Consider the following 14,062-nt stretch of genomic DNA (forward strand, 5'->3'; position numbering starts at 1 on the left):
CTCGACAAAAAATGCCGCCACGGTCTACGTTGGCGGCATTGTCATTTCTGGAGTCGATCGATGAAACGCGAGCAGGTGCGGGAGCGCCATGCGCAAGGGCTTATCTGCGCTACCCACGTGATCCAGAATCCGGCGAGCCCGGGTGAGTGGATCGTCTTCTTCAAGAAAAGCGCCGGGCGCAGTTTTTTCCTGGTGGATGACCAGGACGAAGTCGAATCCTTCAACCGTCTCGACGACCTGGTCGAGACCGTCCGTGGGCTGGGCATCAAGTTCGCCGAGATCCACATCTGAGTTCACGCGGCTACTTGCACACCACCACGACGCTGCGGCTGGTGTAGTTGCCGACGTCGACCCCCAGGGTCTTGTCGCTGTTGTTGGCCTGGGGCGTGCCGTCGGTACCGACGATGCGGTAGCCGGTGCCCGCGCACGAGGCATCGGCCTTTTCGTAGCAAGTGGCCCATGAATTGGCTTCGCCCGAGCAATCGATGGCCAGGCCTTGCTCGCCGTTGTCCAGGTAGGTTTTTTCCGCCGAGGCACAGCCTGCCAGGGCCAGGACTGTAAACAGTGCCAGAAGTGTTTTCATGGGGGCATCATCAGAAAGGGAGGGCAGGCGCGAGGTTATAGCGAATGGCCATTCCGGTACAGCTAAACAAGCCTTGTTCAATGCGCAGGATGCATTGAACGCAGGCTTGTCTATTTCATTTCTTGCGGCGGGGCGCGCGGGGAGCCGTTTCGCGCTCTTTAGCCGCCGGGGCAGAGCGGTCGTCCTGGAACACCGCGGCCACTTCCACCGCCATGGCCTTGCTGGGCAAGGGGCCAGCGACCTGCTCGCCATGGTAGTTGATAATCCACCACTGGCCGTCCTTGTCCTGGCTGACCGAATAACCGTTTGCGTTTCTTGTAGCCGACATCTAGCTGCCTCGTTGGCGGAATCAGGGGCGTCATAATACGCCAAATGCTCGCAAACAGCGCCCATGAGCGTACAGTGAGGCCGTTGCGCCATCGAACCGAAAGCCGATTGAACTATCTGCCGGTTTTTATTTCTCTATGATGGCATCGGTTGGCCAGTGCGGGCATTGTAAGGTGCCCGCCGCCTGATTAGACTGCGCCGAAACTCGTACATACCGCCTTTTCAAGGACCTATATGATCAAGAAATGCTTGTTCCCAGCAGCCGGTTACGGTACTCGCTTCCTGCCAGCGACTAAAGCCATGCCCAAAGAAATGCTGCCGGTGGTCAACAAGCCACTGATCCAGTACGGCGTCGAAGAGGCCCTCGATGCGGGCCTGACGGAAATCTCCATTGTGACTGGCCGTGGCAAGCGCGCCCTGGAAGACCATTTCGACATCAGCTACGAGCTGGAAAACCAAATCAAGGGCACCGACAAGGAAAAATACCTGGTCGGCATCCGCAAACTGCTGGACGAGTGCTCGTTTTCCTACACTCGCCAGACTGAAATGAAAGGACTGGGCCACGCGATCCTGACTGGTCGCCCGCTGATCGGTGATGAACCGTTCGCCGTGGTGCTGGCGGACGACCTGTGCGTCAATCTCGAAGGCGACGGCGTGCTGACCCAGATGGTCAAGCTGTACAAGCAGTTCCGTTGCTCCATCGTGGCGATCCAGGAAGTCGATCCGCAGGAAACCAACAAGTACGGCGTGATTGCCGGCGAAATGATCCGCGACGACATCTACCGCGTCCACAGCATGGTTGAAAAACCAAAACCTGAAGACGCGCCGTCGAACCTGGCGATCATCGGTCGCTACATCCTGACCCCGGACATCTTCGACCTGATCGAGCAGACCGAGCCAGGCAAGGGCGGCGAGATCCAGATCACCGACGCCCTGATGAAACAGGCCCAGAACGGCTGTGTCATGGCCTACAAGTTCAAGGGCAAGCGTTTCGACTGCGGCGGCGCCGAAGGTTATATCGACGCGACCAACTTCTGCTTCGAGAACTTCTACAAGACCGGCAAGGCTTACTGATAGCCCACGCCGCGCCCTGAAAAACGCCCCGACTGGTTCGGGGCGTTTTTTTTTGCGGCCCGTCGCGGACCCGTGGCGAGGGAGCTTGCTCCCGCTGGGCGCGCAGCGCCCCAAGTACGATCATCCACAGGCCGGAAGGCGTCTGCTTCGCAGCCGAGCGGGAGCAAGCTCCCTCGCCACAGGTGCCAACCGAGAGTCCCTGGGCTGGCTTTTTGATTTTCCGCCCCCATAACCATCGCAACGCTACCTCGCGCGCGAACTGCAGGTATGCTGATGGCCTGCCGAAGGAGATAGAAATGGCCTACGATTTTGACTTGTACGTGATTGGCGCCGGTTCCGGCGGGGTGCGGGCTGCGCGGTTCGCCGCCGGTTTCGGCGCGAAGGTGGCCGTGGCGGAAAGCCGTTACCTGGGCGGCACGTGCGTGAATGTCGGTTGTGTGCCGAAGAAGCTGCTGGTCTACGGTGCGCATTACGCCGAGGAGTTCGAACAGGCGTCGGCCTATGGCTGGACCGCGGGCGAGGCGAGTTTCGATTGGCCCACGCTGATCGCCAACAAGGACCGGGAAATCAATCGCCTCAACGGGATCTATCGCAACCTGCTGGTCAATAGCGGGGTCGTGTTGCATGAGGGGCATGCCAGGATCAGCGGGCCCCATGAGGTCGAGATCAACGGCCAGCGCCACACCGCCCGGCACATCATGATTGCCACGGGCGGCTGGCCGGTGATTCCAGACATTCCGGGACGCGAGCACGCCATCAGCTCCAACGAGGCGTTTTTCCTCAAGCAACTGCCCAGGCGCGTGCTGGTGGTGGGCGGTGGCTATATCGCCGTGGAGTTCGCCGGGATCTTCCACGGCATGGGCGCGCAGACCTCGTTGCTCTACCGAGGCGACCTGTTCCTGCGCGGCTTCGATGGCGCGGTGCGCAAGCACTTGGCCGAAGAGCTGACCCGCCGCGGCCTGGACCTGCAATTCAACGCCGACATCGAACGCATCGACAAGTTGGACGACACCAGCCTGCGGGTGACTCTCAAGGACGGTCGTACGTTGCTCACCGACTGCGTGTTCTACGCCACCGGCCGGCGCCCGATGCTCGACAACCTGGGCCTGGAGAATACCGGCGTCACGCTGGATGAGAAGGGCTTCGTCCAGGTCAACGAGCAGTACGAGACCGCTGAGCCGTCGATCCTGGCGATCGGCGACGTGATCGGTCGCGTACAACTGACGCCGGTAGCCCTGGCCGAAGGCATGGCGGTGGCGCGGCGGCTGTTCAAGCCTGAGCAGTATCGCCTGGTGGATTACCGGATGATTCCCACCGCCGTGTTCAGCCTGCCGAACATCGGCACGGTTGGCCTGACCGAAGAACAGGCCCGGGACGAGGGGCACGAGGTGCAGATTTTCGAAAGCCGCTTCCGGCCGATGAAGCTCACCCTGACCGAGTGCCAGGAGCGCACCTTGATGAAACTGGTGGTGGACGCCCGCACCGACAAGGTCCTGGGCTGCCACATGGTCGGGCCGGACGCCGGCGAAATCGTTCAGGGCCTGGCTATCGCGCTCAAGGCCGGCGCCACCAAGCGCGACTTCGACGAAACCATCGGTGTGCACCCCACCGCCGCTGAAGAATTCGTCACCATGCGCACCCCTAGCGCGTGACTGTGTAAGGGCTGGCGAGGCTGCGCTCCGCAAGGAATGCGGTCTCGTTTTACCCGTCAGTGCCGCGCCTACAGATTTCTTCTATCTATATAGATTCCTGATAGCCAAAACCAATCATTCGCATGAGCTTTGCCAATGAGCCAGCCGCGGAATGAGTGGGTAAGCTTCACCCCATCAACTTTTCAACCCTGACGGAGAAACACCGATGCCTATCATCAACAGCCAAGTTAAACCGTTCAAAGCTACCGCCTTCAAAAACGGCGCATTCGTCGAAGTATCGGACGCTGACCTGAAAGGCAAGTGGTCGGTCGTGTTCTTCTACCCGGCTGACTTCACCTTCGTTTGCCCAACCGAGCTGGAAGACCTGGCCGACAACTACGCCGAATTCCAGAAACTGGGCGTCGAGATCTACAGCGTGTCGACCGACACCCACTTTGCCCACGCTGCCTGGCACAACACCTCGCCAGCCATCGGCAAAATCCAGTACACCATGATCGGCGACCCGACCCTGGCTATCTCCCGCAACTTCGACGTGCTGATCGAAGAAGCTGGCCTGGCTGACCGCGGTACTTTCGTGATCAACCCTGAAGGCCAGATCAAGATCGTCGAAATCAACGACGGCGGTGTAGGCCGTGACGCTTCCGAGCTGCTGCGCAAGATCAAGGCCGCTCAGTACGTTGCCGCTCACCCGGGCGAAGTTTGCCCAGCCAAGTGGAAAGAAGGCGAGGCCACCCTGGCTCCGTCCCTGGACCTGGTCGGCAAGATCTAAGACCGTGAGTCCTTTGAGGGCGGTCATCCGCACTTAAGCAAGCCGCACCGCCCACAAAAAACGCCCGGGCGAGATTCGCTCGGGCGTTGTTTTTTCTGAAATTCAAAAATGGAAATCGCCCGTATGTTGGACGCCAATCTTAAAGCTCAGTTGAAGTCATACCTGGAACGGGTCACACAGCCGATCGAGATCGTCGCATCCCTCGACGACGGTGCGAAATCCCAGGAAATGCTCGCGTTACTCAAAGACGTCGCCAGTCTTTCCACCCAGATTAGCTTGCTCGACAACGGCAACGATGCGCGCAAGCCTTCGTTCTCGTTGAATCGCCCGGGAGCCGATATCAGCCTGCGCTTTGCCGGTATCCCCATGGGCCACGAATTCACTTCGCTGGTGCTGGCCTTGCTGCAAGTCGGCGGCCACCCGTCCAAGGCCAGTGTCGAAGTCATTGAACAGATCCGCGCCCTCAAAGGCGAGTTCAACTTCGAGACTTATTTCTCGCTGTCGTGCCAGAACTGCCCGGACGTGGTCCAGGCGCTGAACCTGATGGCGGTGCTGAACCCCAACATTCGTCACGTCGCCATCGACGGTGCGCTGTTCCAGGCCGAAGTCGACGAACGCCAGATCATGGCCGTGCCGAGCATCTACCTCAATGGCGTGAACTTCGGCCAGGGCCGCATGGGCCTGGAAGAAATCCTCGCCAAGATCGACACCAGCGGCATCGAGCGCCAGGCTGAGAAAATCAGCGCCAAGGATGCCTTCGATGTGCTGGTGGTCGGCGGCGGCCCGGCTGGTGCTTCGGCGGCGATCTATGCCGCGCGTAAAGGCATCCGCACCGGCGTTGCGGCAGAGCGTTTCGGCGGCCAGGTGCTGGACACCATGGCGATCGAGAACTTCATCTCGGTCCAGGAAACCGAAGGTCCGAAACTGGCTGTCGCCCTGGAAGAACACGTCAAGCAGTACGACGTGGACATCATGAACCTGCAACGCGCCGATGCGCTGGTGGCAGGCCGGGACGGCGCACTCCACGAAATCCGCTTCGCCAGTGGCGCCAGCCTCAAGGCCAAGACCGTGATCCTGGCGACCGGTGCCCGCTGGCGCGAAATGAACGTGCCGGGCGAGCAGCAATACCGCAACAAGGGCGTCGCGTACTGCCCGCACTGCGACGGCCCGCTGTTCAAAGGCAAGCGTGTGGCGGTGATCGGCGGCGGCAACTCCGGCGTCGAAGCGGCCATCGACCTGGCCGGTATCGTGTCTCATGTCACCTTGCTGGAGTTCGATGTGCAATTGCGTGCCGACGCGGTATTGCAGCGCAAGCTGCATAGCCTGCCGAACGTGACGGTGATCACCAACGCCCAGACCACCGAAGTGACCGGGGACGGCCAGAAGGTCAACGGCCTGCGCTACAAGGACCGTCCAAGCGGTGAAGTGCGCGATGTGGCGCTGGAGGGGATCTTCGTGCAGATCGGCCTGTTGCCCAACACCGATTGGCTCAAGGGGACCGTCGAGCTGTCGCGGCGTGGCGAGATCATCGTCGATGCCCGGGGTGAAACCTCGATCCCCGGCGTGTTTGCCGCCGGTGACGTGACCACCGTGCCGTACAAGCAGATCGTGATCGCCGTGGGCGAGGGGGCCAAGGCTTCGTTGAGCGCTTTCGACCACCTGATCCGGACCTCCGCCCCAGCATAAGTTGCCGAAAGCAGGAAAAACAAAACCCCATGGGCCTGGCCCATGGGGTTTTTTATTTTTTGCAGATCAGCTCATGACCGGGTTGCGCCATTCGCGAGCAAGCCAGCTCCCACACCAGAGTCATGTCGTACAGAATTACTGTGGTCGACGCGAACTACTGTGGGAGCGGGCTTGCCCGCGAAAGCGTCGGGGCAGCTTGCATCAGTCTTCAGCAAAATCCCCCATGCCTGGCTCCCTGTGCTGCTTAGAGCGGCGCAGGCTGGATGATTTCGACCCAGTAGCCATCCGGGTCCTTGATGAAGGCCAGGCTTTTCATGCGTCCGTCGCTCAGGCGTTTCTGGAAGTCGCAGCCCAGTGCTTCGAAGCGCTCGCACGCAGCGACGACGTCCGGCACGGAGATGCAGATGTGGCCGAACCCGCGTGGGTCGCTGTTGCCATTGTGGTAGGCAAACGCCGGATCGTTTTCAGTACCGTGGTTGTGGGTCAGTTCCAGGATCCCCGGGATCGACTTCATCCATTCGGTACGGGCTGCTGCATCGGCCGGGATCTGGCTCTTGTCCACCAGGGCGAGGAAATACAGGCTGAATTCGGCTTCCGGGAAGTCGCGTTTTTCCACCAGCGAAAATCCCAGCACGCGGGTGTAGAAGTCCAGGGACTGGGTGATGTCCTTGACCCGCAACATGGTGTGATTGAAGACGAATTGCGCGGTAGCAGCGTCAGGTTGAGCGGTGACGCCAGGGAAAGTATTGAGTTCGTGCAGGCTCATGGGCCCTCCGGAAAATAAGTGGGGCAAACGGCGTCGCAGCCAGGTGCGACGGTTCCTGGGCTTGCGTAAAACGGCTTCCTTGCAGGTGCGCCCATGATACGCAAGGGCCGTGGCATCGCCAAACCGTGTGTGGCTATTGCCTGGTTCTGCCCGGGGCTTCAGACTTCGGGATTGATCCTTGAGTGCCCGTGCAATGATTCGACCGTTCCTTTGGCTGTTTGTCCTGCCGTTTGCCTCGGTGGCAAGTGTCGGCGCCTGGGCGGACGATCCGCAGGTTGCCTGGCCGCCGGGTTGGTCCGTCGAAGCGCTGCCGTCCGGCGCGTCGGCGACCCAGCGACAACGTGCGACCAAGAGCGACCCGGCAGGTAACGCGCTGATGGTCATGGAGCTGACGACCACAGCGGTCGAGCCCGATCACCAGGTCAACTTGCAAGGTGTGTTGCTGGAGATGCGTAAATCAATCCAGAAGGATTTTTTCCAGGGCGGTTACCAAAGTGTCTGCAATAAGATTCATGCATCCATGTTGGGTGGGGTTACAGCACTGGAGACCACTTGCACGATCACGCAAAACGGAAGGCATGTTCTGTCGCAAACACTCGTTGCGGCACTAAATGGTGGCAAGGCTTATGTGCTGTCCTATGCCGGGCAGGCGCAGGTGTATGTTGAAAGTCAGAATGAAATACAGTCGGTACGAAACAGCCTGAAACTATAAGGCCTTTGGCGTAATACGCCCGGACTAATCCTGAAGTTCAACCCATAAAAAAGCCCTGATCCAGTCAGGGCTTTTTTTCATCGAAGTGACGTCGGGTCAGCCGCGCAACCATGAATCAACGGTGGCCGCGCCGTATTGTTCTTTCCACGCTTTCAAACCGCGGTGGTTGCCGCCCTTGGTCTCGATCAACTCGCCGGTGTGCGGGTTCTGGTAGACCTTCACCACGCGTGCACGGCGGGTCTTGACAGGCTTGCTCGACTGCAAACTGGCCTTGGACGGGTTCGGATCGAGGATAGCGACGATATCGCGCAGGCTCTTGCCGTAGGTTTTCATCAGGCCCTGGAGCTTTTCTTCGAATTCGATTTCTTTCTTGAGTCCGGCATCATTCTTCAATGATTCCAGCTGCTTGAGCTGTTCTTGAAGGGCCTTTTCGGCTGCGCGAAATTCAGCGAGTCTGGACAAAATCGTTACTCCAATCAGATTATTTGGCTGATACCAACCGCAAACAAAGCAATAAGCCAAGCGCCTTGAAGCGACTCGGTGATAAAGAATCACCTGCTATCCAGCACAGGTAAAAAAATTGTAGTAGTTAAAGCGAAAAGTGTAAATCGTAACTTTTTCGTTATGTAACAACAGCGACTGTTCTTAACAGCGCCGCTGTCATCGTCAATTGGCCGGCGGCGGGTAATTGCCATTAGTGCGGGTCAGCACCTGTATGAAGTCCGGCCCGCTAGTGGCTAGGACAAGTAGAAAACTCACTGGAAAGTTCAGCGCTTATGACTGGCGGGCCAGTTCGATAAACGCTCGGGTGGCGGGGGAGGCCTGGCGACTGTCCAACACCGCGAGGCCAATCTGGCGCGGCACAGGGGGCGATAAAGGCCGGGTGATAAAACCCGGATGATCACCCCCCGGCAGCGAACCTTCGGAAACGACGCTCACCGCTTCGCCGCGCCTGACCACATCCAGCGTGCTGAGCAGTTGCGAGCAGCGAAAGCGCACGTTGGGTGTGAGCCTGGCGGCGTTGAACAGGCGCGTGACCAGTTCGGACGATCCCGCCTCAGTGAGTACGAAAGGGTCTTCGCACAATTCCTTGAGGTTCAGGCTGGCCCGCGCGGCGAGGGGATGGCCCTCGGGCAGCAGCGCGACCATTTGATCTTCCATCAGTGTGAACGTATCGAAACGGTCCTCGGGCAATACCACGAAGCCGACGTCGATCCGCCGTTCATCCAGCCACTGGATCACCTGCCTGTCCGGCCCTTCGTCGATGTGCACTTCGATGCCCGGATGCAGGGCGCAGTAGCGTTGCAGGATGGCAGGCAGCAGTTTCATCGACGATGTCGGCCCGAACGAGCCGATGCGCAAGGTGCCACGGCGCATGCCCCGGGCATCGGCGGCTTCCTGGCGCAACGTGTTGGCCAATCCGAGCATGGCCCTGGCCCGTGACAGCAGTTGTTCGCCGATGTCGCTGAGTTCCACCTGGGACTGATGCCGGCGGAGCAACTCCACGCCCAACTCCTGTTCCAGGGACTTGATGGCATGGGACACCGCCGACTGGCCGATACCCAATCGCATTGCCGCAGCGGTGAAACCCCTTAGTTCGGCGACCAGGGTGAAGATTTCCAATTGGGTAAGAGTCATGAGTGTTTACTCATTTTACGATGATCAATCATGAGGCGAACAATACGGTATATCAGCCCCACCCGATACCGTGGCGAGGGAGCTTGCTCCCGCTGGACCGCGCAGCGGGCCCATAGGGGGCTGCTTCGTACCCCAGCGGGAGCAAGCTCCCTCGCCACGTCCGACTGACCTCAAGGTGAACCATGAATGCTTTGGAACAAACCGTCCCAACCCCATCCGACCTGCCGGTCTACCTCAAGCTCGCCATGGTCACCATGATCTGGGGCGGGACGTTCGTTGCCGGCAGGATCCTGGCCGACGCGCTGACGCCCCTGTTCGCCGCCAGCCTGCGTTTCCTGCTGGCCAGCGTCGCGCTGCTGCTGTTCCTGGCAATGGCCAGGATTCCCCTGGTCATGCCCAGCATCAAGCAAGGGCTGCAACTGGCCGCGCTGGGGTTCTTCGGCATCTTTTTCTACAACCTGTGCTTCTTCTACGGTCTGCAGCACATCAGTGCGTCGCGCGCCTCGTTGATCGTGGCCCTGAACCCGGCGGTGATCGGGCTGGCGTCCTGGTGTTTGTTCAAGGAGCGCCTGGGTCGGTTGAAAGGGGCCGGCATCGTGCTGTGCATGGGCGGGGCGGGGCTGGTGATCGTCAGTCGCGATCCGTCGCTGTTACACAATGCCCCGCAGAGTTGGATCGGCGACCTGCTGATTTTCGGCTGCGTGCTGGGCTGGGGCATCTATTCGCTGTTTTCCAAAGGCCTGAACGCAAGCCTTGGCCCCTTGCAGACGGTGACCTGGTCGATCCTGCTGGGTACGTTGATGTTATGGCTGGCCTGCGCGGCCTCCGGCGAGGTGCGCGTTGAAGCATTGCACGGCCTGGACCTGCCGCAGTGGCTGAGCCTGGTGTACCTCGGCGTGCTAGGTTCGGCGCTGGCCTACATCGCCTGGTACGACGGCATCCGCCGGATTGGCGCGACGCGCTCCGGGGTGTTCATCGCGCTCAACCCGCTCACGGCGGTATTGCTGGGGGCGCTGTTACTGGACGAACGGTTCACCGCGCTGATGTGTCTGGGCGGCGGGCTGATCCTCGCGGGCATTTTCCTGTGTAACAAACCCCTTGCACGGTCGGCAGGAAGGGCTGTTTGATACAGAAGGCGGACAAATTCGGTTACGCTGTGTAGAATCGATTTACGCATATAAGAATAACGTCTTCTGGCAGCAGAAGCCTCGCCCGCAAGAGCCTTGGGTCGACAATGAAGATACTTGGGTTTCAACTGATCTACGGCGACTACCTCGCCCGCAGCGTTCGTGGCATTTCCTGCGCGCCACCGCGTGCCCCCAGCATGGCCAGCAACTAACGTTTCCTGTTAATTGATAAGCATGATGAGGCGCCGACATGGCAGATCTATACGAAAACCCGATGGGCCTGATGGGCTTTGAATTCATCGAATTCGCGTCCCCGACCCCCAATACCCTGGAGCCGATCTTCGAGATCATGGGCTTCACCAAAGTGGCGACCCACCGATCCAAGGACGTGCACCTGTATCGCCAGGGCGCGATCAACCTGATCCTCAACAACGAGCCCCACAGCGTGGCCTCGTACTTCGCCGCCGAACACGGTCCGTCGGTCTGCGGCATGGCGTTCCGGGTCAAGGATTCGCAGCGGGCCTACAAGCGTGCCCTGGAGCTCGGCGCCCAGCCGATCCACATCGAGACCGGTCCGATGGAACTGAACCTGCCGGCGATCAAAGGCATCGGCGGCGCGCCGCTGTACCTGATCGACCGTTTCGGCGAAGGCAGCTCGATCTACGACATCGACTTCGTGTTTCTCGAGGGCGTCGACCGCCACCCGGTGGGCGCCGGTCTGAAGCTCATCGACCACCTGACCCACAACGTGTATCGCGGGCGCATGGCCTATTGGGCCGGCTTCTACGAGAAGCTGTTCAACTTCCGCGAGATCCGCTACTTCGACATCAAGGGCGAATACACCGGGCTGACGTCCAAGGCCATGACCGCCCCGGACGGCATGATCCGCATCCCGCTGAACGAAGAATCGTCCAAAGGCGCCGGGCAGATCGAAGAGTTCCTGATGCAGTTCAACGGCGAAGGCATCCAGCACGTGGCATTCCTCACCGACGACCTGGTCAAGACCTGGGACGCGTTGAAGAAGATCGGCATGCGCTTCATGACCGCACCGCCAGACACCTACTACGAAATGCTCGAAGGCCGCCTGCCGAACCACGGCGAACCGGTGGCCGAACTGCAATCGCGCGGCATCCTGCTGGATGGTGCTTCCGAGCAGGGCGATAAGCGCCTGCTGCTGCAGATCTTCTCGGAAACCCTGATGGGGCCGGTGTTCTTCGAATTCATCCAGCGCAAGGGTGACGATGGTTTTGGCGAAGGCAACTTCAAGGCGCTGTTCGAATCCATCGAGCGGGATCAGGTGCGTCGGGGTGTGCTCACCACCGAGTGATGCCTGAACGATGGAAAAGCCCGCCCGGTGTTGTTGCCAGGCGGGCTTTTTGTTGCCTACACAAGATCCCTTGTGGGAGCGGGCTTGCTCGCGAAGGCGGCGTATCAGTCAATATCGAGGGTACCTGACACACCGCCTTCGCGAGCAAGCCCGCTCCCACAGGGGGACGGCGGTGTGCTTACGTGCGGCGCCGCTGGCGCATCAAGTGCTTGAACCCTTCGAACACCAGTACCGCCACGGCCATCCAGATCGGGATGTAGGTCAGCCACTCACCGGCCTTGATGCTTTCACCCAACAACAGCGCCACGCCCAGCAGCAACACCGGTTCGACATAACTCAACAACCCGAACAGGCTGAACGGCAGCAGGCGGCTGGCAACGATGTAGGACACCAGCGCCGAAGCACTGATGACTCCCAGCAAGGGGATCAGCAGCGACAGCCATGGGTACTGGTCGAACACATCGAAACCCTGTTCGCCGCTCTGCACGAACCAGAGCGCCACCGGTAGCATCAGCGTCATGTCGAGCCAAAGCCCGCCCAGGTTGTCGGTATTGATGCGCTTGCGCAGGATGAAATAGATCGGGTAACCGATCACCACCAGCAAGGTCGCCCAGGAAAACCCGCCGACCTGGTACAGCTCGTTGAACACGCCCAGGGTGGCGAAGAACACCGCGACTTTTTGCAGATATGACAGGCGTTCGCCGTAGACGATGCGCCCGGTCAGGACCATCGACAGCGGCAACAGGAAATACCCCAGCGACACGTCCAGGCTGTAGCCATTGAGCGGCGCCCACATGAACAGCCACAGTTGCGCGCCCATCAGTGCAGAAGAAGCGATTGCCGCGAGCAACAGCCGGGGCGTGGCGACCAGGCGTCCAAGCAGTTGCGTGACGAGCTTCCATTCCCGGGTCACCAGCATGAACGCGGTCATGCAGGGCATGGTCAACAGCATGCGCCAACCGAAGATTTCCACGCCGGTCAGCGGGGAGAGCAGCGAGGTGTAGTAGTACATGACGGCGAACAGCGCGGAGGCCGAGACCGATAGAGCGATGCCTTTGGACACTGAGGCCTCTTATTAGCATGGGTTGATGCACGATGGGGCAGGCATTTGCTGTGGCGAGGGAGCTTGCTCCCGCTCGGCTGCGAAGCGGCCGCCAATGAGGTCCGCTACGCGGCCCAGCGGGAGCAAGCTCCCTCGCCACAAGGGTGTTCAGTTCCGGTAATGCTTATGACGTACGCGGCACGCGTCCCGGCACGAAATGGCTCACGTCATTGAACCCCGGTGTCGAGGCGTGGCCCGGTGTCACCAGCGAATCGATGAAGGCTTCATCTTCCGCGGTGATCTTCACCGCCTGCGCCTTGGTGTAGGCGTCCCACTGTTGCTCGGTACGCGGGCCGACGATGGCCGACGTCACGGCGCTGTTGTTCAGGACCCAGGCGATGGCGAATTCGACGATGCCCACGCCTCGACCCTGGGTGTACTGCTGGATCTGCTGGGCGATGCGCAGCGACTCGACCCGCCATTCGGTTTCCAGGATTCGCTTGTCCTGCCGCCCGGCGCGGCTGTTGGCGTCCGGTGCCACGTCCGGCGCGTACTTGCCGCTGAGCACGCCACGGGCGAGGGGGCTGAAGGGCACCACGCCGAGGCCATAGTTCTGCGCGGCGGTGATCTGCTCGGTTTCGGCCTGGCGGTTGACGATGTTGTACAACGGTTGGCTGATCACCGGCCGGTCGATGCCCAGGCTGTCGGCGATCCGAATCACTTCGGCGATGCGCCAGCCACGGTAGTTCGACAAGCCCCAGTAGCGGATCTTGCCTTGGCGAATCAGATCGCCGATGGCCGACACGGTCACGTGCAGTGGGGTGTTGTGGTCTTCGCGGTGCAGGTAATAAATGTCCAGGTAATCGGTGCCCAGGCGCGCCAGGCTGGCTTCGATGCCGTTGAACAGATGCTTGCGGCTCAGGCCGCTGCGGTTAGGCATGCCATCCGGCGGGCCGAAGCCGACCTTGGTCGCGAGCACCCATTCATGGCGGTGCCTGGCGATGGCTTCGCCGACGATCTCTTCGGAACGACCGCCGGTGTAGACGTCCGCCGTGTCGATGAAGTTGATGCCCTGGTCCCAGGCCTTGTCGATGATCCGCAGCGACTCTTCTGTGCTGGTCTGTTCGCCGAACATCATGGTGCCCAGGGTCAGCGTCGAGACTTGCAACCCGGAATGGCCTAGCGTGCGGTAGCTCATGACAAGATCCTTTTCATCGAGGGGAAAGGCCCAATCAAACCTCAGAACCACCGCGTGGATCAAACAGATTTATCAAACACACCCATCCACTGTGGGAGCGGGCTTGCTCGCGAAGGCGGTGTGTCAGCCACATCAAGATCGCCTGATGCACCGCTTTCGCG

The 14,062-nt window shown here is 60.3% G+C and carries 15 protein-coding genes; 8 read left to right on the plus strand and 7 right to left on the minus strand.

The features are described from left to right. Nucleotides 1-60: 60 nt before the first annotated feature. Nucleotides 61-291, plus strand: a complete 231-nt coding sequence (locus RGM2987_RS06730; protein ID WP_245139333.1) for a hypothetical protein — start codon at nucleotides 61-63, stop codon at nucleotides 289-291. Nucleotides 292-301: 10 nt separating this feature from the next. Here RGM2987_RS06730 and RGM2987_RS06735 read toward each other — a convergent pair whose 3' ends face one another. Both RGM2987_RS06735 and RGM2987_RS06740 read right to left on the minus strand, forming a co-directional pair. Continuing rightward, a complete protein-coding gene (locus tag RGM2987_RS06735) occupies nucleotides 302-583 on the minus strand; it encodes a hypothetical protein (protein ID WP_245139334.1) in 282 nt (93 codons plus the stop codon). 115 nt (nucleotides 584-698) lie between these two features. After that, nucleotides 699-911 carry a hypothetical protein gene (locus tag RGM2987_RS06740; RefSeq protein ID WP_245139335.1) on the minus strand — a complete coding sequence of 71 codons (213 nt, stop codon included), beginning with the start codon at nucleotides 909-911 and terminating at the stop codon, nucleotides 699-701. 233 nt (nucleotides 912-1,144) lie between these two features. On the opposite strand from RGM2987_RS06740, the gene galU reads away from it, so the two are divergent. From galU to ahpF, 4 genes are all read left to right on the plus strand, one after another. Continuing rightward, nucleotides 1,145-1,984 carry a UTP--glucose-1-phosphate uridylyltransferase GalU gene (galU, locus tag RGM2987_RS06745; RefSeq protein WP_003182953.1) on the plus strand — a complete coding sequence of 280 codons (840 nt, stop codon included), beginning with the start codon at nucleotides 1,145-1,147 and terminating at the stop codon, nucleotides 1,982-1,984. Nucleotides 1,985-2,280: 296 nt separating this feature from the next. Further along, nucleotides 2,281-3,636, plus strand: a complete 1,356-nt coding sequence (gorA, locus tag RGM2987_RS06750) for a glutathione-disulfide reductase (RefSeq protein ID WP_245139336.1) — start codon at nucleotides 2,281-2,283, stop codon at nucleotides 3,634-3,636. Between the two features lie 205 nt (nucleotides 3,637-3,841). Next, entirely contained in the window at nucleotides 3,842-4,405 is a 564-nt protein-coding gene (gene ahpC, locus RGM2987_RS06755; RefSeq protein WP_011061677.1) for an alkyl hydroperoxide reductase subunit C, read from the plus strand. 123 nt (nucleotides 4,406-4,528) lie between these two features. Then, a complete protein-coding gene (gene ahpF, locus RGM2987_RS06760) occupies nucleotides 4,529-6,091 on the plus strand; it encodes an alkyl hydroperoxide reductase subunit F (protein WP_245139337.1) in 1,563 nt (520 codons plus the stop codon). 244 nt (nucleotides 6,092-6,335) lie between these two features. Here ahpF and gloA read toward each other — a convergent pair whose 3' ends face one another. Continuing rightward, complete coding sequence (gene gloA / locus RGM2987_RS06765) at nucleotides 6,336-6,857, minus strand: lactoylglutathione lyase (protein ID WP_245139338.1); 522 nt, start codon at nucleotides 6,855-6,857, stop codon at nucleotides 6,336-6,338. A 193-nt stretch (nucleotides 6,858-7,050) separates the two neighbouring features. Between gloA and RGM2987_RS06770 the strand changes: the two genes are divergently transcribed. Further along, complete coding sequence (locus RGM2987_RS06770; protein WP_245139346.1) at nucleotides 7,051-7,569, plus strand: DUF4946 domain-containing protein; 519 nt, start codon at nucleotides 7,051-7,053, stop codon at nucleotides 7,567-7,569. 96 nt (nucleotides 7,570-7,665) lie between these two features. Here the strand turns inward: RGM2987_RS06770 and RGM2987_RS06775 are convergent, their stop codons facing one another. Both RGM2987_RS06775 and RGM2987_RS06780 read right to left on the minus strand, forming a co-directional pair. Further along, complete coding sequence (locus RGM2987_RS06775) at nucleotides 7,666-8,031, minus strand: histone-like nucleoid-structuring protein, MvaT/MvaU family (RefSeq protein ID WP_245139339.1); 366 nt, start codon at nucleotides 8,029-8,031, stop codon at nucleotides 7,666-7,668. Between the two features lie 312 nt (nucleotides 8,032-8,343). Next, nucleotides 8,344-9,207: a LysR family transcriptional regulator gene (locus RGM2987_RS06780; protein ID WP_245139340.1), complete on the minus strand. Its 864-nt coding sequence runs from the start codon at nucleotides 9,205-9,207 to the stop codon at nucleotides 8,344-8,346. Between the two features lie 182 nt (nucleotides 9,208-9,389). On the opposite strand from RGM2987_RS06780, the gene RGM2987_RS06785 reads away from it, so the two are divergent. Both RGM2987_RS06785 and hppD read left to right on the plus strand, forming a co-directional pair. Next, nucleotides 9,390-10,334, plus strand: coding sequence for a DMT family transporter (locus RGM2987_RS06785; protein ID WP_245139341.1), 945 nt, complete (start codon nucleotides 9,390-9,392; stop codon nucleotides 10,332-10,334). A 250-nt stretch (nucleotides 10,335-10,584) separates the two neighbouring features. Beyond that, nucleotides 10,585-11,661, plus strand: a complete 1,077-nt coding sequence (gene hppD / locus RGM2987_RS06790; protein WP_245139342.1) for a 4-hydroxyphenylpyruvate dioxygenase — start codon at nucleotides 10,585-10,587, stop codon at nucleotides 11,659-11,661. A 178-nt stretch (nucleotides 11,662-11,839) separates the two neighbouring features. Here the strand turns inward: hppD and rarD are convergent, their stop codons facing one another. Continuing rightward, nucleotides 11,840-12,724: an EamA family transporter RarD gene (gene rarD / locus RGM2987_RS06795; protein WP_245139343.1), complete on the minus strand. Its 885-nt coding sequence runs from the start codon at nucleotides 12,722-12,724 to the stop codon at nucleotides 11,840-11,842. A gap of 163 nt (nucleotides 12,725-12,887) precedes the next feature. Beyond that, on the minus strand, nucleotides 12,888-13,901 hold the full coding sequence (locus tag RGM2987_RS06800) for an aldo/keto reductase (RefSeq protein ID WP_245139344.1): 1,014 nt from the start codon (nucleotides 13,899-13,901) through the stop codon (nucleotides 12,888-12,890). Between the last annotated feature and the right edge of the window lie 161 nt (nucleotides 13,902-14,062).

It is taken from the genome of Pseudomonas sp. RGM2987, from assembly GCF_022952855.1.
Classification (GTDB): domain Bacteria; phylum Pseudomonadota; class Gammaproteobacteria; order Pseudomonadales; family Pseudomonadaceae; genus Aquipseudomonas.